This is a genomic window from Streptomyces guryensis, assembly GCF_021261325.1.
Lineage (GTDB): Bacteria > Actinomycetota > Actinomycetes > Streptomycetales > Streptomycetaceae > Streptomyces > Streptomyces guryensis.
Map to the genome: position 1 here is coordinate 22,432 of NZ_JAJSBI010000029.1, position 23,546 is coordinate 45,977.

General features: G+C 71.3%; 25 protein-coding genes and 2 pseudogenes. 13 read left to right on the forward strand and 14 right to left on the reverse strand.

Features of this window, described 5'->3' with window-relative positions; all coding sequences use genetic code 11:
* Window positions 1–6 precede the first annotated feature (6 nt).
* The 3 genes from LJ657_RS38900 to LJ657_RS38910 all read right to left on the reverse strand — a co-directional run bounded on the left by LJ657_RS38900 (window position 7) and on the right by LJ657_RS38910 (window position 2,993).
* Complete coding sequence (locus LJ657_RS38900; protein WP_232654375.1) at window positions 7–1,185, reverse strand: 4-hydroxybenzoate 3-monooxygenase; 1,179 nt, start codon at window positions 1,183–1,185, stop codon at window positions 7–9.
* A gap of 16 nt (window positions 1,186–1,201) precedes the next feature.
* Window positions 1,202–2,251, reverse strand: coding sequence for a LacI family DNA-binding transcriptional regulator (locus LJ657_RS38905; protein WP_232654377.1), 1,050 nt, complete (start codon window positions 2,249–2,251; stop codon window positions 1,202–1,204).
* 61 nt (window positions 2,252–2,312) lie between these two features.
* The gene (locus LJ657_RS38910) at window positions 2,313–2,993 is read right to left on the reverse strand and encodes a TetR/AcrR family transcriptional regulator (protein ID WP_232654379.1); all 681 of its coding nucleotides are present in this window, start codon (window positions 2,991–2,993) and stop codon (window positions 2,313–2,315) included.
* A 102-nt stretch (window positions 2,994–3,095) separates the two neighbouring features.
* Between LJ657_RS38910 and LJ657_RS38915 the strand changes: the two genes are divergently transcribed.
* Window positions 3,096–3,659 (forward strand): NAD(P)H-dependent oxidoreductase, encoded by a 564-nt coding sequence (locus LJ657_RS38915; protein ID WP_232654381.1) that lies wholly within the window; start codon window positions 3,096–3,098, stop codon window positions 3,657–3,659.
* An 80-nt stretch (window positions 3,660–3,739) separates the two neighbouring features.
* On the opposite strand, the gene LJ657_RS38920 is transcribed toward LJ657_RS38915, so the two are convergent.
* Complete coding sequence (locus tag LJ657_RS38920; protein WP_232654383.1) at window positions 3,740–4,672, reverse strand: LysR family transcriptional regulator; 933 nt, start codon at window positions 4,670–4,672, stop codon at window positions 3,740–3,742.
* A 114-nt stretch (window positions 4,673–4,786) separates the two neighbouring features.
* Here LJ657_RS38920 and LJ657_RS38925 point away from each other — a divergent pair, with 114 nt between their 5' ends.
* Complete coding sequence (locus LJ657_RS38925; RefSeq protein ID WP_232654385.1) at window positions 4,787–5,005, forward strand: hypothetical protein; 219 nt, start codon at window positions 4,787–4,789, stop codon at window positions 5,003–5,005.
* Window positions 5,006–5,098: 93 nt separating this feature from the next.
* Here LJ657_RS38925 and LJ657_RS38930 read toward each other — a convergent pair whose 3' ends face one another.
* Window positions 5,099–6,094 carry a TerC family protein gene (locus LJ657_RS38930; protein WP_232654387.1) on the reverse strand — a complete coding sequence of 332 codons (996 nt, stop codon included), beginning with the start codon at window positions 6,092–6,094 and terminating at the stop codon, window positions 5,099–5,101.
* Between the two features lie 214 nt (window positions 6,095–6,308).
* Here LJ657_RS38930 and LJ657_RS38935 point away from each other — a divergent pair, with 214 nt between their 5' ends.
* Window positions 6,309–7,283, forward strand: a complete 975-nt coding sequence (locus LJ657_RS38935) for an alpha/beta hydrolase (protein WP_232654389.1) — start codon at window positions 6,309–6,311, stop codon at window positions 7,281–7,283.
* A 16-nt stretch (window positions 7,284–7,299) separates the two neighbouring features.
* Here the strand turns inward: LJ657_RS38935 and LJ657_RS38940 are convergent, their stop codons facing one another.
* Window positions 7,300–7,617 carry a hypothetical protein gene (locus LJ657_RS38940; RefSeq protein ID WP_232654391.1) on the reverse strand — a complete coding sequence of 106 codons (318 nt, stop codon included), beginning with the start codon at window positions 7,615–7,617 and terminating at the stop codon, window positions 7,300–7,302.
* A gap of 108 nt (window positions 7,618–7,725) precedes the next feature.
* On the opposite strand from LJ657_RS38940, the gene LJ657_RS38945 reads away from it, so the two are divergent.
* A complete protein-coding gene (locus LJ657_RS38945; RefSeq protein ID WP_232654395.1) occupies window positions 7,726–8,748 on the forward strand; it encodes a helix-turn-helix domain-containing protein in 1,023 nt (340 codons plus the stop codon).
* Between the two features lie 18 nt (window positions 8,749–8,766).
* On the opposite strand, the pseudogene LJ657_RS38950 reads toward LJ657_RS38945, so the two are convergent.
* A pseudogene (locus LJ657_RS38950) lies at window positions 8,767–9,095 on the reverse strand (hypothetical protein).
* Window positions 9,096–9,239: 144 nt separating this feature from the next.
* Window positions 9,240–9,773, reverse strand: a complete 534-nt coding sequence (locus tag LJ657_RS38955; RefSeq protein ID WP_232654397.1) for a 2'-5' RNA ligase family protein — start codon at window positions 9,771–9,773, stop codon at window positions 9,240–9,242.
* A gap of 135 nt (window positions 9,774–9,908) precedes the next feature.
* Here LJ657_RS38955 and LJ657_RS38960 point away from each other — a divergent pair, with 135 nt between their 5' ends.
* On the forward strand, window positions 9,909–10,367 hold the full coding sequence (locus tag LJ657_RS38960) for a MarR family winged helix-turn-helix transcriptional regulator (protein WP_232654408.1): 459 nt from the start codon (window positions 9,909–9,911) through the stop codon (window positions 10,365–10,367).
* Window positions 10,368–10,539: 172 nt separating this feature from the next.
* On the forward strand, window positions 10,540–11,751 hold the full coding sequence (locus tag LJ657_RS38965; RefSeq protein WP_232654410.1) for an MFS transporter: 1,212 nt from the start codon (window positions 10,540–10,542) through the stop codon (window positions 11,749–11,751).
* Window positions 11,752–12,080: 329 nt separating this feature from the next.
* Here LJ657_RS38965 and LJ657_RS38975 read toward each other — a convergent pair whose 3' ends face one another.
* The gene (locus LJ657_RS38975; RefSeq protein ID WP_232654412.1) at window positions 12,081–13,001 is read right to left on the reverse strand and encodes a LysR family transcriptional regulator; all 921 of its coding nucleotides are present in this window, start codon (window positions 12,999–13,001) and stop codon (window positions 12,081–12,083) included.
* Between the two features lie 165 nt (window positions 13,002–13,166).
* Here LJ657_RS38975 and LJ657_RS38980 point away from each other — a divergent pair, with 165 nt between their 5' ends.
* The 5 genes and pseudogenes from LJ657_RS38980 to LJ657_RS39000 all read left to right on the forward strand — a co-directional run bounded on the left by LJ657_RS38980 (window position 13,167) and on the right by LJ657_RS39000 (window position 17,293).
* A complete protein-coding gene (locus LJ657_RS38980; protein ID WP_232654414.1) occupies window positions 13,167–14,408 on the forward strand; it encodes an MFS transporter in 1,242 nt (413 codons plus the stop codon).
* 144 nt (window positions 14,409–14,552) lie between these two features.
* On the forward strand, window positions 14,553–14,849 hold the full coding sequence (locus tag LJ657_RS38985) for a hypothetical protein (RefSeq protein ID WP_232654417.1): 297 nt from the start codon (window positions 14,553–14,555) through the stop codon (window positions 14,847–14,849).
* A 107-nt stretch (window positions 14,850–14,956) separates the two neighbouring features.
* Window positions 14,957–16,141, forward strand: coding sequence for a CaiB/BaiF CoA transferase family protein (locus LJ657_RS38990; protein ID WP_232654419.1), 1,185 nt, complete (start codon window positions 14,957–14,959; stop codon window positions 16,139–16,141).
* Window positions 16,142–16,167: 26 nt separating this feature from the next.
* A pseudogene (locus LJ657_RS38995) lies at window positions 16,168–16,950 on the forward strand (acyl-CoA dehydrogenase family protein); the annotation flags it as partial.
* A gap of 22 nt (window positions 16,951–16,972) precedes the next feature.
* On the forward strand, window positions 16,973–17,293 hold the full coding sequence (locus tag LJ657_RS39000; protein WP_232654494.1) for a UTRA domain-containing protein: 321 nt from the start codon (window positions 16,973–16,975) through the stop codon (window positions 17,291–17,293).
* Here the strand turns inward: LJ657_RS39000 and LJ657_RS39005 are convergent.
* Complete coding sequence (locus tag LJ657_RS39005) at window positions 17,271–17,978, reverse strand: SDR family NAD(P)-dependent oxidoreductase (RefSeq protein WP_232654421.1); 708 nt, start codon at window positions 17,976–17,978, stop codon at window positions 17,271–17,273. The two genes, LJ657_RS39000 and LJ657_RS39005, sit on opposite strands and share 23 nt — an antisense overlap.
* A gap of 101 nt (window positions 17,979–18,079) precedes the next feature.
* Between LJ657_RS39005 and LJ657_RS39010 the strand changes: the two genes are divergently transcribed.
* Window positions 18,080–18,925, forward strand: coding sequence for a helix-turn-helix transcriptional regulator (locus tag LJ657_RS39010; protein WP_232654424.1), 846 nt, complete (start codon window positions 18,080–18,082; stop codon window positions 18,923–18,925).
* Between the two features lie 159 nt (window positions 18,926–19,084).
* Here LJ657_RS39010 and LJ657_RS39015 read toward each other — a convergent pair whose 3' ends face one another.
* The 3 genes from LJ657_RS39015 to LJ657_RS39025 all read right to left on the reverse strand — a co-directional run bounded on the left by LJ657_RS39015 (window position 19,085) and on the right by LJ657_RS39025 (window position 21,910).
* The gene (locus LJ657_RS39015) at window positions 19,085–20,044 is read right to left on the reverse strand and encodes a class I SAM-dependent methyltransferase (RefSeq protein WP_232654426.1); all 960 of its coding nucleotides are present in this window, start codon (window positions 20,042–20,044) and stop codon (window positions 19,085–19,087) included.
* A gap of 75 nt (window positions 20,045–20,119) precedes the next feature.
* Window positions 20,120–20,908, reverse strand: coding sequence for a hypothetical protein (locus LJ657_RS39020; RefSeq protein WP_232654428.1), 789 nt, complete (start codon window positions 20,906–20,908; stop codon window positions 20,120–20,122).
* A 309-nt stretch (window positions 20,909–21,217) separates the two neighbouring features.
* Complete coding sequence (locus tag LJ657_RS39025; protein ID WP_232654430.1) at window positions 21,218–21,910, reverse strand: type 1 glutamine amidotransferase domain-containing protein; 693 nt, start codon at window positions 21,908–21,910, stop codon at window positions 21,218–21,220.
* Between the two features lie 83 nt (window positions 21,911–21,993).
* Between LJ657_RS39025 and LJ657_RS39030 the strand changes: the two genes are divergently transcribed.
* Window positions 21,994–22,953, forward strand: a complete 960-nt coding sequence (locus LJ657_RS39030) for a LysR family transcriptional regulator (RefSeq protein WP_232654431.1) — start codon at window positions 21,994–21,996, stop codon at window positions 22,951–22,953.
* 88 nt (window positions 22,954–23,041) lie between these two features.
* Here LJ657_RS39030 and LJ657_RS39035 read toward each other — a convergent pair whose 3' ends face one another.
* Entirely contained in the window at window positions 23,042–23,542 is a 501-nt protein-coding gene (locus LJ657_RS39035) for a (2Fe-2S)-binding protein (protein ID WP_232654432.1), read from the reverse strand.
* Window positions 23,543–23,546 lie beyond the last annotated feature (4 nt).

The following is a 23,546-nucleotide window of genomic DNA, read 5'->3' on the forward strand; positions in this document are numbered from 1 at the left end:
CGGGACTCAGGTCATGAGCGGAAGTCCCGTGTAGTTGGCGGCCAGTTCGGCGGCCGCGTGGCGGGATGCGGCGATCCGGCGCAGTCGTGTCAACTGCAGGCGGTTCTCGAACACATCCCCATCTGGTTGAGCATGCAACATCTTAGTCATGTCGTACGAGAAGCGCGTGGCCTGCCACACCCGCGCGAGACATATCTCCGAATAGGCGTCGAGGAGTTGCTCGGATCCGGTGCGGTGCAGTTCGGCGAAGGCGCGGGCGAGGACGCGGACGTCGGAGACGGCGAGGTTGAGGCCCTTGGCCCCGGTCGGCGGCACGATGTGGGCGGCGTCGCCGGCCAGCAGCAGCCGGCCGTGCCGCATCGGTTCGTGGACGTGGCTGCGCATCGAGGTCACGGACTTGGCGGTGATCGGGCCGCGGTTCAGGGCCCAGTCGGCGTCGACGGCGAAGCGGGCGGCGAGTTCGTCCCAGATGCGGTCGTCGGGCCAGTCGTCGGGGTCGGTGTGGTTCGGGACCTGGAGGTAGAGGCGGGAGAGGTGCGGGGAGCGCATGCTGTGCAGGGCGAAACCGCTCTCGCCGCGCGCGTAGATCAGCTCCTCGCAGGAGGGCGCCACGTCGGCGAGGATCCCGAGCCAGGAGTACGGGTAGTCGTGCGCGTACGAGAGGCTGCTCGCGGCCGGGAAGGTGTCGCGGGAGATGCCGTGGAAGCCGTCGCAGCCGATCACCCAGTCACAGGTCAGCGTCTGCTCGCGGCCCTCGTGCAGGAAACGCACGACGGGTGAGGCGCTCTCCGGCTCCAAGATCGCCAGGGCCTCCGCCTCGAACAACAGCGGTGGGCCGTCGGCCAGTTGGAGCGCGACGAGGTCCTTCACGATCTCGGTCTGGGCATAGATGGTGACGGTGCGACCGCCGGTGAGGGCCGGGAAGTCGATGTGGTGGCGTTCCCGGTCGAAACGCAGCTCGATGCCCTGGTGGACCAGGCCCTCGGCGTTCAGGCGCTCGGCGGCGCCGGCCTCGCGCAGGGCGTCGACCGTGCCCTGCTCCAGCATTCCGGCCCGCTGGCGGTGCTCGACGTACTCGCGGTTCCTGGCCTCCAGGACGACGCAGTCGATGCCCGTGCGGTGCAGCAGCCTGGCCAGGAGCAGCCCGGCGGGGCCGCCGCCGATGATGCCGACCGTCGTGCGCATGGGCGCCTCCCTGGGTTCAGCTGGACTCGCGGTGCACCACCGTGGCCCCCAGCACCTTGTGCGTCTCGGGCGCGGCACCGGGGTTGCGGACCGCGCGGTCGACCAGTTCGGCGAGGTCGCGGCCGGACGGCAGCTCGATGTGGACCGTGCTCAGCCGGGGCCTGAGCAACCGGCCGAGCATGAGGTCGTCGGCGCCGATGACGGCCGTGTCCTCCGGGACGCGCACTCCCCCGTCCTGCAGGGCGCGCATCAGCAGCATCGCGTACTCGTCGTTGTACGCGAACACGGCGTCGAGGTCGAGCTCACGCCAGCGGGCGGCCAGGCGCGCGGCGGATTCCTCCTCGTAGGCGAGGGGCAGCTCGGTGACGGTGGCGTCGCTGCCGTGCAGGGCGCGGCGCACGCCGTCGAGGCGGGGCAGGGAGAAGGACTCCAGGCCCTCCTCCTCGGGTACGACCACGCCGATGCGGCGGCGGCCGCGGTCGAACAGATGGCTGCCGGCGCAGTGGCCCACGGCCCCGTGGTCCATCAGCAGGGCGTGGGCGCCCTCGACTGAGTGGGGGCCGAGGGTGACGACCGCCCGGGCGCCGGAACGCTTGAGCACCGTCACGCCCTGCGGGCCGAGGGAGCCGGGGCCGGGCACCAGGACCGCGACCGGGCGAAGCTCGGCCCAGGCGCGGGCGGCCTCGTCGCCGTGCACGCCGACGGAGCCGTACTGCACGACCGTGTAGTCGAGGCGGCCGAGCGCCCACTGCAGCTCGCTGATGAACTGGCTGTAGAGGGGGCCGACCGGGAAGCTCGGCGCGGGCATCAGGACCATGCGGCTGTGTCCGGCACGCAGACTGCGGGCGGCCGCGTGCGGCACGTACCCGAGCTCCTTGGCGGCCTCGTGGACGCGGCGGCGCGTGGGCTCGCTGATCCGAACGGCACTGGCGTTGTTGAGGACGTAGGAGACGGTCGCGCGCGAGACGCCGGCCAGGCGGGCCACATCGGCGCTCGTGGGCACTGAGCGCGGTGCGGGTGACGAGGGCGCGGGCGTTTTCGGTATCTGCACCATGACGTACGGCATCTTTGCAGAACCTGTGGCCGACGCCACAAGCGGGGCTTCTCCGGCCACGGCCGAGCGGGGCTCAGCGGGGCGGTCCGCCGTGGGTGACCCGGTCGACCAGGTCGATCCAGCCCGCCTCCAGGCGCTCCAGCGGCATATCGCACTGCCTGGTCAGATGGTGGATCAGGGCGGGGTCGAGATAGCCCATCAGGGTCTGGGTGAGGAGTTCGCAGTCGGCGTCCGGCACGATCTGCCGCAAAAGGATCGTGACGTGCGTGTGCAGCGCCCGGAGCGAAGGGTGGGCGAAGCGTCGGGTCGGTTCCGGCTGGGCGGCCAGCTGCAGATCCAGGTGTTCGGCCGAGCGATACAGCACCGCCACGCCGAACGCACGCAGCCGCTCCGCCGGTGGCGCCCCGGGGCCCAGCGGCGGCGGCCCGCCGAGGAAGTCGGCCTGCAGTTTCCTCGACGAATGGTCCAGCAGCGCCGTCAGCAGCCCGGTGCGGTCGCCGAAGCGCCGGAAGACGGTCCCCTTGCCCACGTGGGCCGCCGCGGCGACCGCCTCCATGGTGACCCCGGCCACCCCGTGCTCTGCGATCAGCCGCGCGGCCGCCTCCAGCAGCCGGGCCCGGTTGCGGGCGGCGTCGGCGCGCAGGCACGGCTCGTCCTCGGCGGAGCCGAGCTGCAGCAACTCGGGCTCGCCGACGGGCTCTTGAGGCCTCGGGAACGGCGGCAGCGTGGCGGACATGAAGACAGCGTAAAGCATCGGGAACAAAACTGGACCGCGGTCCGGTTAGGATGCTAGAAAGCATAAACGGACCTCGGTCCGGATCGTAACGGCAATGTTTCAGCACCCCGGGAGTACCGCATGTCTGTTCGCATCCTTGCGCTCGTCGGCAGCCTTCGTGCCGGTTCGCACAACCGCCAGCTCGCCGAAGCGGCCGTCAAGCTCGCCCCCGAGGGCGCGGACGTCGTGCTGTACGAGGGCCTTGCCGAGATCCCCTTCTACAACGAGGACATCGACGTCGAGGGCAGCGTCCCGGCCGCCGCCGCGAAGCTGCGCGAGGCCGCGCAGGCCGCCGACGCGTTCCTGCTCTTCTCCCCCGAGTACAACGGCACCATCCCGGCCGTCCTGAAGAACGCCATCGACTGGCTGTCCCGTCCCTACGGCGCCGGCGCCTTCGGCGGCAAGCCGGTCGCCGTGGTCGGCACCGCCTTCGGCCAGTTCGGCGGCGTGTGGGCGCAGGACGAGACCCGCAAGGCCGTGGGCATCGCCGGCGGCAAGGTGCTGGAGGACGTCAAGCTCTCCATCCCCGGCTCCGTGGTCCGCTTCGCCGAGACCCACCCGGCCGACGACGCCGAGGTCGCCGCGCAGCTGACCGAGGTCATCGCCCGCATCCACGGCCACGCGGACGAGGCCGCTGCCGCCTGACGGCGACGGCACAGCCGACAGCGGGACCCTGAGGGGCCGGAGCGGATCAGCTCCGGCCCTTCGCCGTGTCGGGACGTGTGTCATGTCCGTGCAAGCGGGTCCGCCTGCCAGGCCACGGCCGTCGGCGCCAGTTCGCGGAGCTCCTGGAGTGCGGCCGCGACCGCGGGCCGCTCCCGGGCGCCCCGGCGGGTGCAGGTGAGCAGCTTGCGGTGCGGGTTGCCCGTGCACGGCACCCGGGTGACGGACAGCTGAGGCGTGAGCTGGGCCAGCCGCGGGATGAGCGCGACGCCGAGCCGATGGGCGACGAGCTGGGCGGTGACGTTCCAGTCCACGGCCTGGTGCACCACCGCGGGGCTGAACCCGGCCTCCCCGCACGCGGACATGACGTGCGAACGACAGGGACTCTCCGGCATGGGCGCGATCCAGTCCTCGTGCGCCGCGTCCGAGAGGTCGACGCGCGCCCTGCCGGCCAGCGGGTGACCGCCGGGGACGACGAGGTCGAACGGGTCGTCCAGGAGGGGCTGTTGATCGAACCGCGCGTCGCTCAGCGGCGGGTTGTACGGGGTCGCCTCCACGATCGCCAGGTCGATCTCGCCCTCGAAGAGCAGGTCGAAGCTCTCCGGCACACCCGCCTCCTGGATGCGTACGGCCAGCCGCGGATGCCGCTCCTGGAGCCGGACCGCCATCGGTGCCAGGAGCACCGAGATGGCGACCGGATAGCCGCTCACCCGCAACGGCCCAGCCGGGGCGCCCTGCTCCGCGCGCAGGTCGAGCTCGGCCTGTTCCCAGCGGGCCTGGATCGCGTCCGCGTGTGCGAGCAGGCTCTCGGCGGCGGGTGTGAGCCGCACCCCGCGGCCCTGCGGTTCGAGGAGGTCGACGCCGAGGTCGCGGGCGAGCTGGCGGATCTGCTGGGAGGCCGCGGACGTGGTGAAGTGCAGGGCACGGGCGGCCGCGGTGACCGTGCCGTAGTGGGCCACCGCCCTCAGGACATGCAGTCGGCGCAGATCAATCATAAAGGCCAGGCTTCAAGGTCTGGTCCGCAAAGTCAACCTGGACGTGTACGAATTCCGCGTTGCACTCTTGCTGTGTCGCGACGGTCAACCAGTCAGGACGTACGAGGAGTTGCCATGATCAGCACGACCGGCACCCACTGCCCGCACTGCGGCTGGCCGGACGGAGCCGAGCCCTTCCAGGTGGTGTCGAGGCACAGCACCGCGGCCGGCGGCACGGTGTGGACGCGTTGCGGCTGCGGCTCGCTGCAGGTCCGGGTGGTGGACGACCGCGGGATGCGCATCGTCTCGCGCAGCGCTCCCACGGAGCCTCAGTCCAGCTCGGCCGGCCGCTGAACGGCCCGCGCCGCGAAGCTCTCGATCCATGTGAACCCGCTCCTTCCGCCCAGCCACTGCGGCCGCGGCCGCTACCGGCGGGCTGCACGGCGGCTATACGGTACGGCTCGCCTCGGCCGCGGCCCGCTGCTCCTGGGCCACCTGCTCCTCCTGCTTCTTCGAGGCCCGCAGGCTGGTGATCGTCGTGACCGTCAGGACGAGGACGATGAAGCCGAGCGAGAAGGGGATGCTGATCTCCGGGACGTGGACGCCGGACTCGTGCAGCGCGTGCAGGACCAGCTTGACGCCGATGAAGCCGAGGATGATCGACAGGCCGTAGCTGAGGTGGACCAGCTTCTTCAGCAGGCCGCCGATCAGGAAGTACAGCTGCCTGAGGCCCATCAGCGCGAAGGCGTTGGCGGTGAAGACGATGTACGGGTCCTGGGTCAGGCCGTAGATGGCGGGGATCGAGTCCAGGGCGAACAGGACGTCGGTGGAGCCGATCGCCAGCATCACGACCAGCATCGGCGTCATCACGCGCTTGCCGTTCTGCTCGACCCACAGTTTGGTTCCGTGGTAGCGGTCCGCCACGCCGAAACGCTTCTCCACCATCTTCAGCAGCTTGTTCTCCTGGTACTCCTCCTCCTGCGCCTCCTTGCGGGCGTCCTGGATCAGCTTCCACGCGGTCCAGATCAGGAAGGCACCGAAGAGGTAGAACACCCAGGAGAAGGCGGAGATGATCGCCGCTCCGGCCGCGATGAAGCCCGCGCGCAGCACCAGGGCCACCAGGACGCCGACCATCAGCACCCGCTGCTGGTACTGCGAGGGCACCGCGAACTTGCCCATGATCAGGACGAAGACGAAGAGGTTGTCGACGCTCAGCGACTTCTCCGTGATGTACCCGGCGAAGAACTCTCCGGTGGGCCCGCCGCCACCGTAGAAATACACCCCGAGACCGAAGAGACAGGCCAGCACCACCCAGACGATCGTCCAGGTCCCCGCTTCCTTGATGGACACGTCATGAGGCTTGCGCCCGACGAAGAAGTCGACGGCGACGAGCGCGCACAGGGCGGCGACGGTCAGCAGCCAAACGGTGAGGGATACGTTCACGGATGGCGCTCCTGGTACAGGTGGGGGATGTGACAGCGTTGTCGGCGGTCGTGAACTTTCCACCCTTCACAGGTGAACAGAAGGCCATGAGCAGGTATCGGGCGGCCACCCGCCGTTCGGCGGGCAGGTTCCGCCGGACGGCGGCGGTCCGCACGGCGGTCGGTGCGTGAATCATGACGGCCAGAGCCGCCGCGCCGTGTGTGAGGAGAGAGTCATGCCCCTGGTCCCGCCCCCGTTCGATCCCGAACTTGCCGCAGCACTCGAACTGATCAAGGACGTGGTGCATCCCGGTCTCACCCTCGACGAGATCGACCTGGTGCGCCAGGGTCCGGGCATCGAGATGCTCGCCCAGCTCGACCTGACCGCGGGCGGCTTCTTCGAGGTCGAGGACCGCACCGTGCCCGGCCCCGAGAACGCGCCCGACATCTCCCTGCTGATCTGCCGCCCCGCCGCCCCGTCACCCGCCGGTCCGCGGCCCGTCGTCTACCACGTCCACGGCGGCGGCCTGATCCTCGGCAACAACCGGGTCGGCGTGGACGTACCCCTGGCGTGGGCGCAGCAGCTGGACGCGGTCGTGGTGTCCGTGGAGTACCGGCTGGCACCGGAGCATCCGTATCCGGCGCAGATCGAGGACGTGTACGCCGGTCTGCTGTGGACGGCGGAGCACGCCGGGGAGATCGGCGCCGACCCGGAGCGGATCGTGCTCGCGGGCGCCAGCGCGGGCGGCGGGCTGAGTGCGGCGCTGGCCCTGCTCACCCGGGACCGCAAGGGACCGCGGCCGGTCGGCCAGGTGCTGATGTGCCCGATGCTGGACGACCGCAACGACACCCCGTCCACGTACCAGATGGCGGGCCTCGGCGTCTGGGACCGCACGGCCAACGAGACCGGCTGGACGGCGCTGCTGGGTGAGGAGCGCGGCGGCCCGGACGTACCGCCGTATGCCGCGCCCGCCCGCGCCGAGGACCTGTCCGGTCTGCCTCCGGCCTTCCTGGACGTCGGTTCCGCGGAGACCTTCCGCGACGAGACCGTGGCCTACGCCTCCCGGATCTGGCAGGCCGGCGGGGTCGCCGAGCTGCATGTGTGGCCGGGCGGCTTCCACGGCTTCGACGGCTTCGCCCCGCAGGCGACGCTGTCCCAAGCGGCTCGGGCGGCGCATCTGGACTGGCTGCGCAGGCTGCTGGCGCAGTAGGCGGTGCGGGCGGCGGTCAGGAGCGTTCCTCGGCCGCCGCTCCTGTGCGGTTGCCGAGGAGGCGCAGGCCCAGCGGGGTCACGCTGTGCAGGGCCGCGGCGGGGGCACGGGCGTGGATCGTCAGCAGTCCGATCTCGGTGCGCAACCGGCTGCGCGGCGTGCTCAGCACCCGGTCGATCCCCGCTCGCACGCCGCCGGTCCGCGGGGCGGGAGGCGGCGGGGTGAGGAAATCCGGGAAGTACGGGGAGCGGGGCGGTACGAGGTCGCACAGGGCGCGGACCGTCTGGTCGATGCGCAACTGCTGACCCCCGCTGGTCGGTGCGCAACTGCTCACGCGCACCGACCACCGGCCCCACCGGTGTCCGGCCGCACCGCTTGCGCGGTGCGGCCGGAGTGCCGCGGGCGCTCCTCACGGAGTCCGCCATGGCGCATGATGGGCCGTATGAAAGAGCTGGCCGGGCGCATGACCGCGCTGGATCCCGACGCCGGTGCCGCCGTCCGGGTCATCGCCTACTTCGACCGTCTGGCCGAGACCAGGGCCGGTCTGGAGGCCCTGGTGCGCGGGGCGGCCGTGCTGGCCGGCTGTCCGGCGCGGCTCGTCGACGCCGGCCGACGTGTACGGGTGCGGGTCGAACCCGACGGCACACGCAAGGACACCGAAGCGCCGCCCGAGCCGGAGTGGCCCTGCGCGGCACTGGAGCCCGGCGGTGCGCCGGCCCTCTGGCTGGAACGGGCGGGGACCGGGCCGAGCGTGGTGGACGCGGTGATCCTGGAGCGTGCCGCCGGTGCGATACGGCTGGTGCTGGACCGCACCCGGGGCCGCGCCCCCGCCTCCCCCGCCGACGACCCGGCGCTGATCGAGACACTGCTCGACGCCACGGTGCCCGAGCCGGTCCGGTCGCACGCGGCCCGCCGCCTCGGCGTCGACCCCGCCGACCCTGCCGTACGGATCCGCGCCCTTGCCCCCGGCGACGGGCCGCCGCGCCTCCTGACAGCCCGGGCGGGCGCCCGCCCGGCCGACGCCGAACTGCCCGCCGGTCGCCTCGGTGTGGGCCCCGCCGTCCCCGTGCTCGACCTGCCGGGCTCCTGGGCCGCGGCCCGCACGGCCCTGCGGTTCACGGCCGAGGGCACACCACGGGACCCCGGCCCGCGTGTGGTGTACGCCGACGAGCTGGGCGGCGTCGCGCTGCTCGCGGACGTCGTCGTACCGGGTGCCGAGCCGCCGCCCGACGTGCGGGCCCTGGAAGCGGCGGCGGGCGCGGTGCCCGGAATGCTGGCCACGCTGCACGCCGTGGCCGCCACCGCGAGCCAGCGGGCGGCGGCCGCCGAGATCAACGTGCACCACTCCACACTCCAGGACCGCCTGACCCAGGCCGAGCACCTGCTCGGCTGGCCGTTGCGCACCCCGCAGGGCCGGCTCAGGCTGCAACTGGCGCTGACGATGCGGCACTTGGCGCGGCCGTAGCCCCTCGACGCACGGGGCTCAGCGCAACTCGTGGACCACCCTGGATCTCGCCGTCGACGTGGGGGGTTGCACTCGTCGAGTTCCTCGGCCGGCACCCACAGTCCGAGGATCGTCTCGCCGCCGGCCTGCCGCACGGGGTACCGGCCGAGGAACTCCGTGCCGGCCTCGAAACGGGTGCCGAAACCGGCGCCGTCGTGCTTGACGTTCCGATCCCGCGCGATCTTGATGGCGTGGTCCTCGTTGAGCACCGGGTAGAAGATCGGCTGCTCGGGCAACCGGGGCGGCCATGCGCGCCACTCCAGCTCACGGACCAGGTCCAGCACCTCGGGGCCGGTGGAGCACCACAGGGTCGTCGTCGGGCGGGGGCGGGTCTGGCGTTCGCTTTCCGGAGGGTTCGGCCGTCGCTGCGGCCGCTCGGGAACCGGACGATACCGGCGCGGCCGGTGCAGCGGCCAAGGGGTTTCGGGCGGCGACCGCGTGGTTCCGGGCGGCTACCGGAGGGCGAAGGACCCCCGGTGCCGCCAGTGGGTGCCGTCATGGGCCACGAGGTCGACCGTGGGCACGCGAGCCGTGAAGGGGAGGGCGGGGCGCAGGCCCGCCTCGATCTCGTCCAGGGTCACGTCGTCCTGGCCCTGGGCGACCGTCAGATGCGGGTGGGGGTCGTACTTCCCGCCGTAGGGCGGGGCTTGCGGCCAGCGGTCGACGACCGCCTCGGTGAGCCGGCGGAACGGAGCGTCGGGGGTGGGCGCGAGGAAGCACACCCCGGGAAACCGTCCGGATTCCTCGAACCGGACCTCGAAGGAGCGATGACGCCCGAAGATCTCGTCCAGGTCGGCGAAGGTCCCCGCGTCGACGACGGAGGCGGGCAGGAAGGGGAAGAGCACGGTGACATGGGCCGGGACACCGGCGCGGGCAGCGGGGTCGAAGCGGTCCCGCCAGGGCCGGACCAGGGGTTCCGCCTCGGGTACGGGCACGACCAGCGCCGTCTGCCCCGCTTTGAAACGACCGGATTCCTCGTCTGCCATGCCATGGGTCTACCAGCCGGACCCCTGCCACCGCGAGTCAGTGTACTTGTATACGCGCCATATCAGCTCTCGCTGACAATTTCACAGATGCCCTATCCTGGACCCCAGGCACTTCGGGACGGAGGACCCAGACCCATGACCGCGACGGACCCGGCGCTCACCGCGCTCGCCTCCAGCTGGTCCGCCCTGTCGGTGCTGCACGGCCGGATCGAGGCCCATATCGAGCGCGCCCTGCAGGCCGGGCACGACCTGAGCGTGCGCGAGTACTCCCTGCTGGACGTCCTGAGCCGGCAGCACGACGGAGAGGGCGGGCACCTGCAGATGAAGCAGGTCGCCGACGCGGTCGTCCTCAGCCAGAGCGCCACGACCCGGCTGGTCACCCGCCTGGAGGACCGCGGGCTGCTGACCCGGTACCTGTGCCCCACCGACCGGCGCGGCATCTACACCAACGTCACCGAGGCCGGCCTCGGGCTCCTGGAGCAGGCCCGCCCGACCAACGAGGCGGCCTTGCGCGAGGCCCTCGACGAGGCCGCCCAGAACTCGGAGCTCGCGCCGCTCGTCGAAGCGGTCGAGACGCTCCGCGTTCCCGCCTGACACCGAGACCTCCGCAGCCGGGTTCCGTCACTGCGGGGGTTTTCGTTTGCATGGATACTTGCAGACACCTACTACCCGCTCAGGCCGTTGAGTGCACTTGCACTTAACACGCGTCTGCAATTATTGTCGACGCCTGTAAGCGATACATGCAATCGCCTGGAAGGTACTTCCCATGCCTCTCGCCCTCCTGGCCCTCGCCATCGGGGCCTTCGGGATCGGCACCACGGAATTCGTGATCATGGGCGTGCTGCCCGAGGTCGCGGGTGAGTTCGGTGTCTCCATCCCCACCGCCGGCCGGCTCGTCTCCGGCTACGCCCTGGGCGTCGTGTTCGGAGCGCCCCTGCTGACGGTCCTGGGCACCAAGGTCTCCCGCAAGAAAATGCTCATGTTCCTCATGGGCCTGTTCGTGCTGGGCAACGCCCTGTCCGCGTGCGCCCCCACCTTCGGCGCCATGCTCGCCGGCCGGGTGATCGCCTCGCTGGCGCACGGCGCGTTCTTCGGTATCGGTTCGGTGGTCGCGGCCGATCTGGTCGCGCCGCAGAAGAAGGCGTCCGCGATCTCGCTGATGTTCACGGGCCTGACCGTCGCCAACATCGTGGGCGTCCCGCTGGGCACCTACGTCGGCCAGGCCGCCGGGTGGCGGGTCACCTTCACCGCCGTCGCCGCGCTCGGCATCGCGGGGTTCCTCGGGGTCGCGAAGCTGGTGCCCGAGCTGGGCCGCCCGGAGTCCGGCACCATCCGCAGCGAGTTCGCCGCCTTCCGCAACGTGCAGGTCTGGATCGCGATGGCGATGACCGTCCTGGGCTTCGGCGGGGTGTTCGCCGCGATCACCTACATCACGCCGATGACGACCGAGGTCGCCGGCTACTCGGCCGGTGCGGTGACGTGGCTGCTGGTGCTGTTCGGGGCCGGGATGTTCCTGGGGAACCTGGTGGGCGGGCGCTTCGCCGACCGTGCCCTCATGCCCATGCTGTTCACCGCGCTCGGTGCCCTGTCCCTGGCGCTGCTGCTGTTCACCGCCACCGCCCAGCACAAGGTTCTCGCCGCGCTCACCGTGACGCTGATCGGTGCGCTGGGCTTCGCCACCGTGCCTCCGCTGCAGAAGTGGGTGCTCGACCATGCCTCGGCCGCCCCGACACTGGCGTCCGCAGCCAACATCGGCGCCTTCAACCTCGGCAACGCGCTGTCAGCGTGGCTCGGCGGCGTCGTCATCTCGGCGGGGCTCGGCTACACGGCACCGAGCTGGGTCGGCGCCCTGCTCGCGGGCAGCGCGCTGCTCCTGTCCTTCCTGGCGGCCTTCCTCGACCGCCGCACCCGTCGGTCCGGCCGTGTCGTGGCCGCATCCACACCGGCCGAGCAGCTCCCGGCCCCCGTAAGGCACTGATCCATCCCGGGGGCCGATGCCACCGCCGCGGTGCGGGCCGCACTGGACGCCGGGCAGCGGTGCGTCGACACGGCCGCCGTCCACGGCAACGGGGCCGGCGTCGGCACCGCCCTCGCCTCCGGGCCTGGAGTACGTCGGCCTGTGCCTCATCCGCCAGCCCCGCTCCGGCCCGCGATCTGTACCGGGAGCCTCACTCGCCTGTATCAGCGAGGACATCGAGGTCTTCGACTCCGCGGCTTCGACTCCGTCCTCGGCGACGAGGAGATGACCGCGGTGGCCGCCCTCGACCGGGGCCCGCAGGGGCGGCTGCGGCTGCCGGTTCGAGGCCGTCACTGGGCCCATTTCGGGGTCCAGGTGTCCGCGTCCGGCCGGACCGTGCCGAGGTGTGCGCGAAGCGACGCCAGCGCCGGATGCGGGTTGTCCGTGCGCCAGACCAGCGAGTGCGGGTAGACAGGCGTGGGGTCGCGCACGGGGATGCGGCGCAGGTCGTGGTCGGCCGGCCAGACCATGCGGGTCTGTACGCCGACGAAGGTCGCGAGCAGCGAGGAGTCGGCGATGGTGTCGAGGAGCGGTTCGGTGCCGAAGTCGGGACCGGTGACCTCGATGGTGAAGCCGAAGGCCGCGGCGAGGTCGTCGTAGAAGGCGGCCCATTCGGTGCCGGCGACGTTGCCGGGCATCCAGATCCGGTGCCCGGCCAGCTGGGCCGGGGTGACCGCGCGGGCCGCGGCGAGCGCGTGCCGGGGGCCGGCCAGGAGTTCGAGGGGCTCGTCGTGGACGCGGGCCGCCTCGATGCCCTCGGGCAGCTGCCGCGTGGGGAGGGTGACGGCGCGGAAGGACGCGTCGATCGTGCCGGAGCGCACCGCGGAGATCGCCGCGTCGGCGTCGAAGAGCGTCACGACGTCGAGGGCTGCGTCGGGGTGGGAGCGGTGGAAGTCCCGTACCAGGTCCGCCGGGGCGAGCCGACGGCCGATCACGTCGACGCGCAGTGCACGGCGGCCGGGCCGTACGGAGGCCGCGGCGCGTTCCTCGGCCTGCAGGAGTTCGCGGGCGTGGGGCAGGAAGACCTGGCCGTCGACGGTGAGCTGGACCCCGCGCGCGGTCCGGGTGAAAAGCCGCGCGGCAAGGTCCTTCTCCAGCGCGGCGACCCGCTTGGACACGGCCTGCTGGGTGACGTCCAGGCCGAGAGCTGCTTCCCGGAACTGTCCGGCGTCCGCGACGGCCACGAAAGTGCGCACTGCGTCGATGTCCACGCAGCCCTTTCTACAGCGTCTGACGGTCGGCTCTATAGCGTCTGACGGTCGGCCGACCTACAACTTCGGGTTGTCGGATGACCGGCGCGTCGGTTGTTTGCCCCCACACCGTGCGACCGGCTTTGATGTCGCCGGTCGGGATTCGGGCGGGGCGGGGAGGCTGGCATGCGGGGCGGGCAGGCGCTGGGGCGGCAGTTCGGATGGCTGTGGGGGGCGTACGCCGTCAGCGCGGTCGGAACATGGCTCGCCTTCGACGCGTTCTCGCTGATCGCGGTGATCGTGCTGCATGCCGGGGCGACCGAGGTGGCGGTGCTGTCGGCGGCCGGGCTCGCGGTGGGGGCGGCGGTGGCGACGCCGCTCGGGCCGTGGATGGAGTTCCGTCGCAAGCGGCCCGTGATGATGTGCATGGATCTGGTCCGCTGTGGGATGTTGCTCACCATTCCGGTCGCGTTCGCACTCGGCTCGCTGACCTTCGTACAACTTCTGGTTGTGTCGATCGTAGTCGGCGCGGCCGACATCAGCTTCACCGCGGCAAGCGGGGCCTTCGTCAAGTCGCTGCTGCCGCCGGAGGACCTGCTCGCCGCGAACGCACGGTTCGAGGCGACCCAGTGGACCGCGACCATCCTGGGGCCGCCCCTGGGCGGGGTCGCGATGGGTGTGTTCGGGCCGGTGATGACCGTAGTGGCCAATGCGGTGAGCTTCCTGCTGTCGGCCGCCGGGATCCGGGCGATCGGCGGGACCGAGACGCATCCCGTACGGTCGGGGCCGGCGCCGGCCGGCGGTCTGCTCGAAGGATGGCGGTACATCCTGGCCCATCCGACGCTGCGGCCGATGTTCTTCAACACGGTGCTGTACAACGCTCTGATCATGGTGTCGCTTCCGCTGCTCGCCGTGCTGATGGTCGGCGATCTCGGCTTCGCGGCGTGGCAGTACGGCCTGGCCTTCTCCGTACCCAGCATCGGCGGCCTGATCGGCTCGCGGCTGGCCCGCCGGCTCGTGCCGCGGTTCGGAGAGCGGCGGGTGCTGCTCGTCTCGGGGATGCTTCGGGCGTGTTGGCCGATCGGCCTCGCCTTCGTCGGGCCCGGCACGGCGGGGCTGGTGCTCGTCATGGCCGTGGAGCTGGGGGTGATCGTGTCCTGTGCCGTCTTCAACCCGGTGTACTCCACCATTCGGCTGCGGCAGACGGACTCGGGCCGGGTGGCGCGCACGCTCTCCGCGTGGTCGGTCACGGGCAAGGCGACGGCCGCCGGGATGACCGCCTTGTGGGGCCTGCTGGCCGGCCTGACCGGCCCCCGCGCGGCGATCGCCGTCGCCGGTGTCCTTGTCCTGGCCACCCCGCTGCTGCTGCCCCGCCGTATCGCGGGCTCCCCGGAGATGGCGCTGCCGAGCGTCGACGAGGCGGCCTGAGAGACAGGGGTTCAAGGTGCCCCGATCCATCTGGTTCCGTGAGGAGTCGCCGCTCGACGCCACGGGCAAAGTGATGAAGGACCCCTTGCGACGAGGACGGACGGGAGCCGCGATCCGGCTCCCGCCGACGAACGGAGACTCCTTGTGACGACGAACCACGCGTCCGGGCTGACGGCGGACCTGTCACTCGACCGGATCGAACGCCTCGACGACGAGATCATCGCGCTCCTCGCACGCCGCCGTGCGATGGCCCAGGAACTCCCTGCCCCGGCCCGCGCCCGCGCCGCCGATCCGGCCTTCGCGGAGACCGTACGAGGCATAACGGGCCGCTACCGGAGGGAACTGGGCGGCGCGGGCGAACTCGTCGCCCGCGCGGTCATGGTGCTGTGCGATCCCAGCCGGGAGAACCGACAGCGGGAGAACCGACAGCGGGAGAGCTGAGCGTCATCGCGGTGATTCGCGGCCCGACGCATTGTCGTGTACAAAGTCTGGTCTTTGTGCGGAGGTGTGCTCCGGCACATCAAGAGAGTGTGGTAGGAGGCACGACGGTGCACCAGCTTCCCCTGTCCGGCATCACGGTGGTCAGCCTGGAGCAGGCTGTGGCGGCTCCGTATGCCACCCGGCAGCTTGCCGATCTCGGGGCCCGGGTGATCAAGGTGGAGCGGCCCGGCGAGGGAGACTTCGCGCGCCGTTACGACACGACCGTGCACGGCCACTCCAGCTATTTCGTGTGGCTCAACCGTTCCAAGGAGTCCCTCACACTGGACCTCAAGCATCCGCGCGGCATGGAGATCCTGCACCAACTCCTCGCCGGTGCCGATGTCTTCGTACAGAATCTCGCGCCCGGCGCCGCCGGCCGGCTGGGCCTCGGCGTCGATGCGCTCGCCGACCGCTACCCGCGGCTGATCCCCTGCACGATCTCCGGCTACGGGACGGCCGGGCCGTGGGCCGACCGTAAGTCGTACGATCTGCTGGTGCAGTGCCAGACCGGCCTGGTCTCGCTCACCGGAACGGCCGAGGAGACGGCGCGTGTCGGGATCTCCGTCGCCGACATCGCCGCCGGGATGTACGCCTACTCGGGCGTCCTCACCGCCCTGTACACCCGCGCCACCACCGGGCGGACGCACCCCGTGGAGGTGTCCCTGTTCGAGGCGCTGGCGGAGTGGATGGGCCAGCCCGCGAACTACACGCGGTACGGCGGCAGTCAGCCCGCCCGGCTCGGTACGCAGCACGCGACCATCGCACCGTACGGCGCCTTCCCCACGGCCGACGGCAGGCAGGTGCTGTTCTCCGTCCAGAACGAGCGCGAGTGGGCCGCCCTGTGCGCGGGCTTCCTCGGACAGCCGGTGTTGACGCATGATCCGCGTTTCGCGACGGGCTCCGACCGCGTCGCACACCGCGACGAACTCAACGCGATCGTCGCCGAGCGCTGCGCCCGCTCCGACGCCGAGGAGGTCCTGAAGGACCTGGAGGAGATCGGCATCGCCTGCGCCGGGGTCAACGACGTCGCCGCGTTCCTGGACCACCCGGTGCTGGCCGCCCGCGAGCGCTGGCGCGAGGTGGCCGTGCCCGGCGCGACGGTGCAGGCGCTGCTCCCACCGGCCGATCTCGCGGGCCTCCCCGCGCGCATGGATCCCGTGCCGGCGGTGGGCGAGCACACGGAAGCGATCCTCACCGGCCTCGGCCTCGCCGCCGACTACATCGAGGCGCTCCGCACCGACGCCGTCATCTGACCTCCGGCGATGTGGAGTTGCGCCCCATGAGCGTCCTGGACATCCTCTCGGACGACGAACGTCTCGTCGTCCGGAACGTGCGCGAGTTCGTCGACAACGACGTCAGGCCCGTCGTCCAGAAGCTGGAGCACGCCGACACCTGTCCCGAGAACCTCATCGAGCGGATGAAGGACTCGCCATCTACGGCCTGGCCATCCCGGAGGAGTACGGCGGCAACCCGGTTTCCACACCGTGCTTCGTCCTCGTCACCGAGGAACTCGCGCGCGGCTGGATGAGCCTGGCCGGAGCGATGGGCGGACACACCGTCGTCTCCAGACTCCTTCTGCTGTACGGCACGGAGGAGCAGAAGCAGCGGTATCTGCCGAGGCTGGCCACCGGGGCGGTGCGTGCCACGACGGCGCTCACCGAGCCGGGCGGCGGCTCGGACCTGCAGGCGCTGACGACCGTGGCGCGCCGCGAAGGCGGGGAGTACGTCGTCAACGGGGCGAAGACCTGGATCACCAACTCCCGCCGCGCCGGCCTGATCGCGCTGCTGTGCAAGACCGACCCGGCCGCCGACCCCCGTCATGCGGGCATCTCGGTGCCGCTGGCCGAGCCCGGCCCGGGCCTCGTCGTCTCGCGCGATCTGCCCAAGCTCGGCTACAAGGGCGTGGAGAGCTGCGAGCTGTCCTTCCAGGACGGCCCGGGAGGTCGACGCCGGGCGCCGGGTCGACATGGAGGCGGGCATGGCGAAGCTGTTCGCGTCGGAGACGGCCATGGAGATCGCGCTCAACGCCGTGCGGATCCACGGGGGTTACGGCTACTCGACAACTGCCCGAACGGTGCCAGGCGGTGGACCAGCCCCTCGGCGACGAGGTCCTGGAACGCCCGGCGCACCGATCGCCGAGGCCGGGGCTGAGCATCACCGTCGCCGACGCCACGCCGGAGACCGCCAAGCACCTGGGGTGCGAACCGGGGCGCGCCCTGCTGCGCGTCGACCGCGTCCACCGGACGGTCGCCGGACGGCTCGTCGAACTGGCCATCAGCCACTTCCTGCCCGAGCCCCACTCGTACCGTGGGCGGCTGCGGCGCGGCGGTCAGTGGTGCCGGGGGCGTTCAGGGGCTGCCCGGGGGCACGTTCTGCTGTGCCTCACCAGGGCAGCGGGCCGTTGACGTCGAAGAAGCCGCCGGTCGGACCGTCGGGCGCGACCTGCGCCATGCGCACGATGATCTCGGCGGCCTGCCCGACGGTCTGGGTGCCGGTGTTGCCGTTGAGGTCCGTCCTGGTGAAGCCGGGCTCGACGGAGTTGATCCGCATGTCCGGGAAGGCCTTCGCGAACTGCACGGTGAGCATGTTGACCGCGGTCTTGGAGGTCGGATAGGCGATGCCCGGATAGAAGTGCGCGGCGTGGTCCGGGTCGGAGAGATGCGTCAGAGAGGCCAGTCCGCTGCTGACGTTGACCACGACCGGCGCGGCCGAGCGCCGCAGCAGCGGCAGGAAGGCGTGGGTAACGCGGACGACGCCGAAGACGTTCGTCTCGAAGGTGTTGCGCATCTGGTCGGCGGTCACGGTCTCGGCGGTGGGCACGCTGTTGCCCTCGCCGCGGGTCTCGATCCCGGCGTTGTTGATCAGTACGTCGAGTCCACCGTCCGCCTCGACGGCCTTCGCCGCGGCCTCCACCGTGGCGTCGTCGGTGACGTCGAGGAGGACGAAGCGTGCGCCCAGCTCTTCGGCGGCCCGGCTTCCGCGCTCGGGGTCGCGGGCCCCCACGTATACGGTGTGACCTGCGGCGATAAGCTGGCGGGCGGTCTCGTGGCCGATGCCCTTGTTGGCTCCGGTGATCAGTGTTGTCGTCATGCGTCCAGACTCCGGCGCGACGGCGCGATCAGCCAGGAGACCCTTCTTCCTGGGACTGGCAGTACCAGGCACGGGTGCGGCCCGCGGTGTTCACTGGGGGCATGACGGCGACGGAACTCGGACGTGCGCTGCGGCGCTGGCGCGACCGCGTCGCCCCGGAGACGGCGGGGCTGCCCTCCGGCGGCCACCGGCGCGCGGCCGGTCTGCGGCGCGAGGAGCTGGCCCTGCTGGCCGGGATCTCGGTCGACTACGTCACGCGCCTCGAACAGGGCCGGGCGGCCAACCCGTCCGGGCAGGTCGTCGAGGCGCTGGCCCGGGCGCTGCGGCTGTCCGGGGACGAGCGGACGTATCTGTACGGTCTGGCGGGGCTGGTGCCACCGGGGCCCGACGTGGTGCCCGGGTTCATCACGCCCAGTGTCCAGCGGTTGCTGGACCGGCTGGTGGACACGCCCGTCGCGGTCTCCGACGCGGCCATGACGCTGCTGCTGGCCAACCCGATGTACGCGGCGCTGATGGGCGACCCGTCCGGCCTGCGCGGGTTCGAACGCAACGGCGTGTGGCGCAACTTTCTCGGCTTTCCGAGCAGGGTGCGGCACACCCCGGAGGAGTGGCGCGCCTTCCAGGTCGGCATGGTCTCCGAGCTGCGCACGACCGCCGCCCGCTATCCGGCCGACCGTCGACTGCGCAGCCTGATCGCTGAGTTGCGCGCGAAGAGCGAGAGGTTCGCGGAGCTGTGGGACGCGGGTGTCGTCGGCCGGCTGGCGGCCTCGCGCAAGACGGTCGAGCATCCGCAGGTGGGCATGGTCACGCTGGACTGCGACCTGCTCCGGGTGGAGGAGAACGACCTGCACATCCTCGTCTACTCGGCCGAACCGGGCACCGAGGCCGCCGAGAAACTGGATCTCATCTCCGTGATCGGCACGCAGAGCCTGGTCGACAAGGGCTAGCGGAGCATCTCCTCGGCCAGGGGCTCCCACAGCCACACCGCGGACGAGATCTGGGACCCCTGCACGAACGGCCTCACCGGCAGCTCAGAACCTGCGAACCGGCACCGCGGCGCACGCGGGGCAGGTTCGCAGGCTCCGATGCCTACTGCTCGCCGCTCCTCAACGCGACAGACGTGCCGCGGCACCCTGGGCGCCCGGCGCGAGAGCCCGGCGTATCGCCCGGGTGACGATCGGGGGCAGCAGGTCCACACCGATGCGGCGGACCCGGGAGCGGGGACGGCGGCGGGCGGAGACCGCAGGAGCGGCGGGCGCGGGAGCAGCGCCCGGCGTCGGGGGCTTGGGCGCCTCGGCTGCCGTGTAGTACCGGGAGCGAGGGAAGGGCGGCGGCTGCATTCCCTTCTGGGCGCGGGTGCGGACCAGGACGTGCCCCGCGGCCTTCTGGACGCTCAGGCCGACGTCCGTGCGGTCCCTGAGCATCGCCAGCAGTTCCTCCTGCACCGGCTCCGGATCACCCCAGGTGCCGTACAGCTTCTGGGTGCTGAGACAGATCGGGCGCAGTCCGCGGTTGAGCACGGCCTCCCAGGTGGCGACCGAGACGCCGGGGGTGTGCTCGGAGCGGAAGTCGTCGAGGACGACGATGCCGTCGGGCACCAGGAGGTCGTGGGCCGCGCCGATGTCGTCGCGGACGTGCTCGTACAGGTGTGAGGCGTCGATGTGGACGAGGCGACAGCTGTCCGGGGCCACTTCCTTCGAGATCACGGAGGTGGGGGCCTCGATCACCCTGGGCAGGGCGTCGTGAAAGGAGAGGTAGTTGCGCTCGAAGGCCTGGCGGGTGAGCGAGGAGTACGACTTCGCCGTCTCGGCCTGGTTGGCTCCGTCCGGAGCATCGCCGCCGAAGAGGTCGCAGACCGTGAACTCCTCGCCGTCCTGGCGGTGTTGGCCGAGCAGGATCGCACTCTTGCCCATGTAGGCGCCGAGTTCCAGCAAGTCGCCCCGGAAGCCGCGCGTCTCCTGCCGCTCGAGGAACCAGGTGAACAGCACCTGATCCAACGGCGGGAACCAGCCCGGGACGTCTTTCAGCTCGCCGGGGTTCTTGTCAGTTGCTTGTGCAGTCGCCATGAAGGGAACCTACTCACTGGAGACCGAACAAATTGTCGTCCGACTGAACGTCCAGTGAACAGCTCGGCACAGCCCTCAACGGGCGCCGGGAAAGCCGTCCCCGGCGCCGGCCGGGCGGCCCGATTCCCACACGCGCTCGAACTCTGCCTGGAAGTGCTCGTACCAGTGGCCGTCGCGCCCCGGCTTCACGGTGAAGACGGCGTCGCCGCTGGCGGAACTGTGGGAGTAGACGTCGACGTAGATGATCCCGTTCGAACGCCCGGGATCCAGGAGCATCAGCCCGTGGGCGGGCACGAAGGGCAGGAACCTGACCTCGACCCTGCCGTCCGCTCCCGGTCTCTCCACGAGTTCCTTCAGGAGGTCGATCGAGGGGCGCAACCGGTTCTCGTAGACCTCGGGCCGGTTGGCGATGGTGCTGCGCCGGGCGGCCTCCGCGGGTGCCGTCGACGTGGGGTCGATGAGTGCGACCTTGACGACTGCTCCGGCGAGGGCCCGCTGCTCCAGTAGGTCGACGAGGTTGCGCAGGGTTCTGGCGAGGGTGATGCCGACGATGCCGATGTCCCGTGCGGCGCGGACCTGCTCGACGGCCTCGGGTTTGTCGCTGCTGAAGAAGTCCACCGCGGAGACCTCCCCCGAGCGGCCCGCCCGGACCTCCGCGGCGAGGTCGGCGATCTGGCGCCGGCTGCCCAGCAGGCTCCCGGCCAGCAGCGCGAGTGTCGCCAGGGTGGCGGCGGTGAGGACCTTGCCGCCGGCCACGTCGAACACGCCGAGTACGGCGAGGGTCAGGGAGAGCAGCGCAGTGACGTAGAGCTCCAGGTTCTCTCCCGCGGAGAGATCGTCACGCAGTCGCCGTAGGAAACGCATGCCGATCATCGTCGGGATACCGGCATGTATCCGTCAACGCCACGAGAGGGACTGCCAGTGGACTCCGGCACCATCTCAGTGCGTTGGTCACGCCTCGTTCGATCTGGTCGCTGCCGCAGAAGACGGCGTCCGCGCCGGGGGCCGTGCGCAGAACGGCGTCGCGCGGACGACGGCGCGGGCCGGCGCCGAGGTCGTCGTACGGATGCCGGACTGGTGTCCGAACTTTCCCTGTGGGTGGGCGAGTTGGAGCGCCCCGTCCACCGGGGCCGGGCTCGCCGAGGACCTCGTCGAGCCGACCGGCGGTCATGGTCAGCCCAGCGACTTGAGCAGCTCCGTGGCGAGGGGGGCGGACGAGGCAGGGTTCTGGCCGGTGACGAGGTTGCGGTCGACGACGATGTGCGGCGCCCACGGCTCACCCACCTGGACCTGCACGCCGGCCTCGGTCAGCCGGTCCTGGAGCAGCCACTTGGCCTTGTCGGCGAGGCCGGACTGGGTCTCCTCGGCGTTGGTGAACGCGGCCACCCGGTATCCGGCGAAGGCGTTGACGCCGTCCTGTTCGGCGGCGAGCAGCGCGGCGGGGCCGTGGCAGACGACGCCGAGCGGTTTGCCGGACTTCAGGGCGAGGGTGAGCAGCTTGCCGGAGTCGGCGTCGACGGCGAGGTCCTCCATCGGGCCGTGGCCACCGGGGTAGTACACGGCGGCGTAGTCGTCGAGGTTCACGTCCGCCAGGCTGATGGGGTGCTGCAGCTCGGTGGCCGCGGCGAGCACGCCGGCGACGCGGTCGGCGTTCTCCTGACCGCCGTTGTACTCGGCGGCCAGGCTGCCCTTGTCCACGGTCGGCGCGACGCCGCCCGGGGTGGCGACGACGATCTGGTGACCGGCGGCCTTGAACGCCTCGTAGGGGGCGACGGCCTCCTCGGCCCAGAAGCCGGTGGGGTGGCGGGTGCCGTCGGCCAGCGTCCAGTAGTCGACGCCGGTCATCACGAAAAGGATCTTCGACATGGTGTGTCTCCGAGGGTCGTCAGCGTGGTGGTGTCCCCGACCGTAAGCCCCGCCTGCCATTGGAATCCAATAGGCTCGTCGATATGAGGGATAGGGAAACCAATGATCGGGAGGAGAGAGCGCAGGCCGGCGGCTCAGCAGCGCTTGATCTGAATCTGCTGCGCACGTTCCTCGCCGTCTACCGTACGGGCTCCTTCACGGCCGCGGCGAGGCTGCTCGGGCTGTCGCAGCCCACGGTCACGACGCAGGTGCGCGCGCTGGAGCGGCAGTTGGGCCGGGAACTGTTCCAGCGCCAGGCGCGCGGGGCCTCCCCCGCTCCGTACGCGGACGAGCTCGCTTCCCGGATCGTGCAGCCGCTGGACTCCCTCGCCACGATCAGTGGTCGGGGCGGGGCGGCCGACGAGCGGCCGCCGGAGCCGGTGCACCTTGCGGGGCCGCGCGAGTTCCTGACCCTTTCCGTCCTGCCCGGCCTCGCGCCGCTGGTGGACGGAGGTGTACGGCTGCGCATCACCCCCGGCCTGACCGAGCCGCTCCTGGACGGCCTGCGGGCGGGCCGCCACGACTTGGTGATCGCGACGTTCCGGCCGCGCGGCCGGGCCCTGGCCGCGGTGCCCCTCGGGGACGAGGAGTTCGTGCTGGTCGCCGCCCCCTCCTGGGCCGAGCGCATCGGCGGGCCGGCCCGGATCTCCGCCGTCGGGCCCGCCGCTCTCCACGGCGTGCCCTTGGTCGCCTACGCCGAGGACCTGCCGATCGTGCGCCGCTACTGGCGTCATGTCTTCGGCAGGCGTCTGGTCTGTCAGCCGGCCGTCACCATGCCCGACCTGAACGCGGTCAGGGCCGCGGTCCTCGGCGGTACGGGCTTCACGGTGCTCCCCCGCTACCTGTGCACCGCCGAACTGACCTCGGGCGCCCTGGTGTTGCTGCACGACCCGGACGACCCGCCCATCAACACCGCTTTCCTCGTCCAGCGCCCCGGCGCCGCCGTCAACCCGCACGTCGCCCTGGTCCGCGACCACCTGCTGCGGGCCGGGCAGGGCTACTGAGCGGGGCGGGCGAAGTCCGCTGCGGCTCGGCCGCGGCCCGAAGGGGCACGCGGAACTGCGCGACCAGCCACAACGGCACCGCAGACAATCAACTCCCCGTCCCGGCCCCACCAGCGGAGCGCTTCGCACCCGCCATGATCGCCTCCCGGATGCGGTGGTACGTACCGCACCGGCAGACGTTGCGGATCTCGTCGAGGTCGGCCTCGCTGATGTCGCGGCCCTCCTCGCGGGCCTGGCGGACCTTGGCGACCGCGGTCATGATCTGGCCGGGCTGGCAGTAGCCGCACTGTGCGACGTCGTACTCCAGCCAGGCCTCCTGCATCGGGTGGAGGTCCTTGCCGACGGTGGCGGGCAGCCCCTCGATGGTCGTCACCTCGTCGGTGGGGGCGAGGTCCTTCACGGGGACGCTGCAGGGGTTGAACGCCTTGCCGTTGATGTGGCTCGTACAGGCCTGGCACACGCCGAGCCCGCACCCGTACTTCGGTCCGGTGACGCCCAGGACGTCCCGCAGCACCCACAGCAGCCGTACGTCGTCCTCGATGTCCACGGTCACCGGTGTGCCGTTGAGGATGAAGGTGTGTTCGGGCACGAAG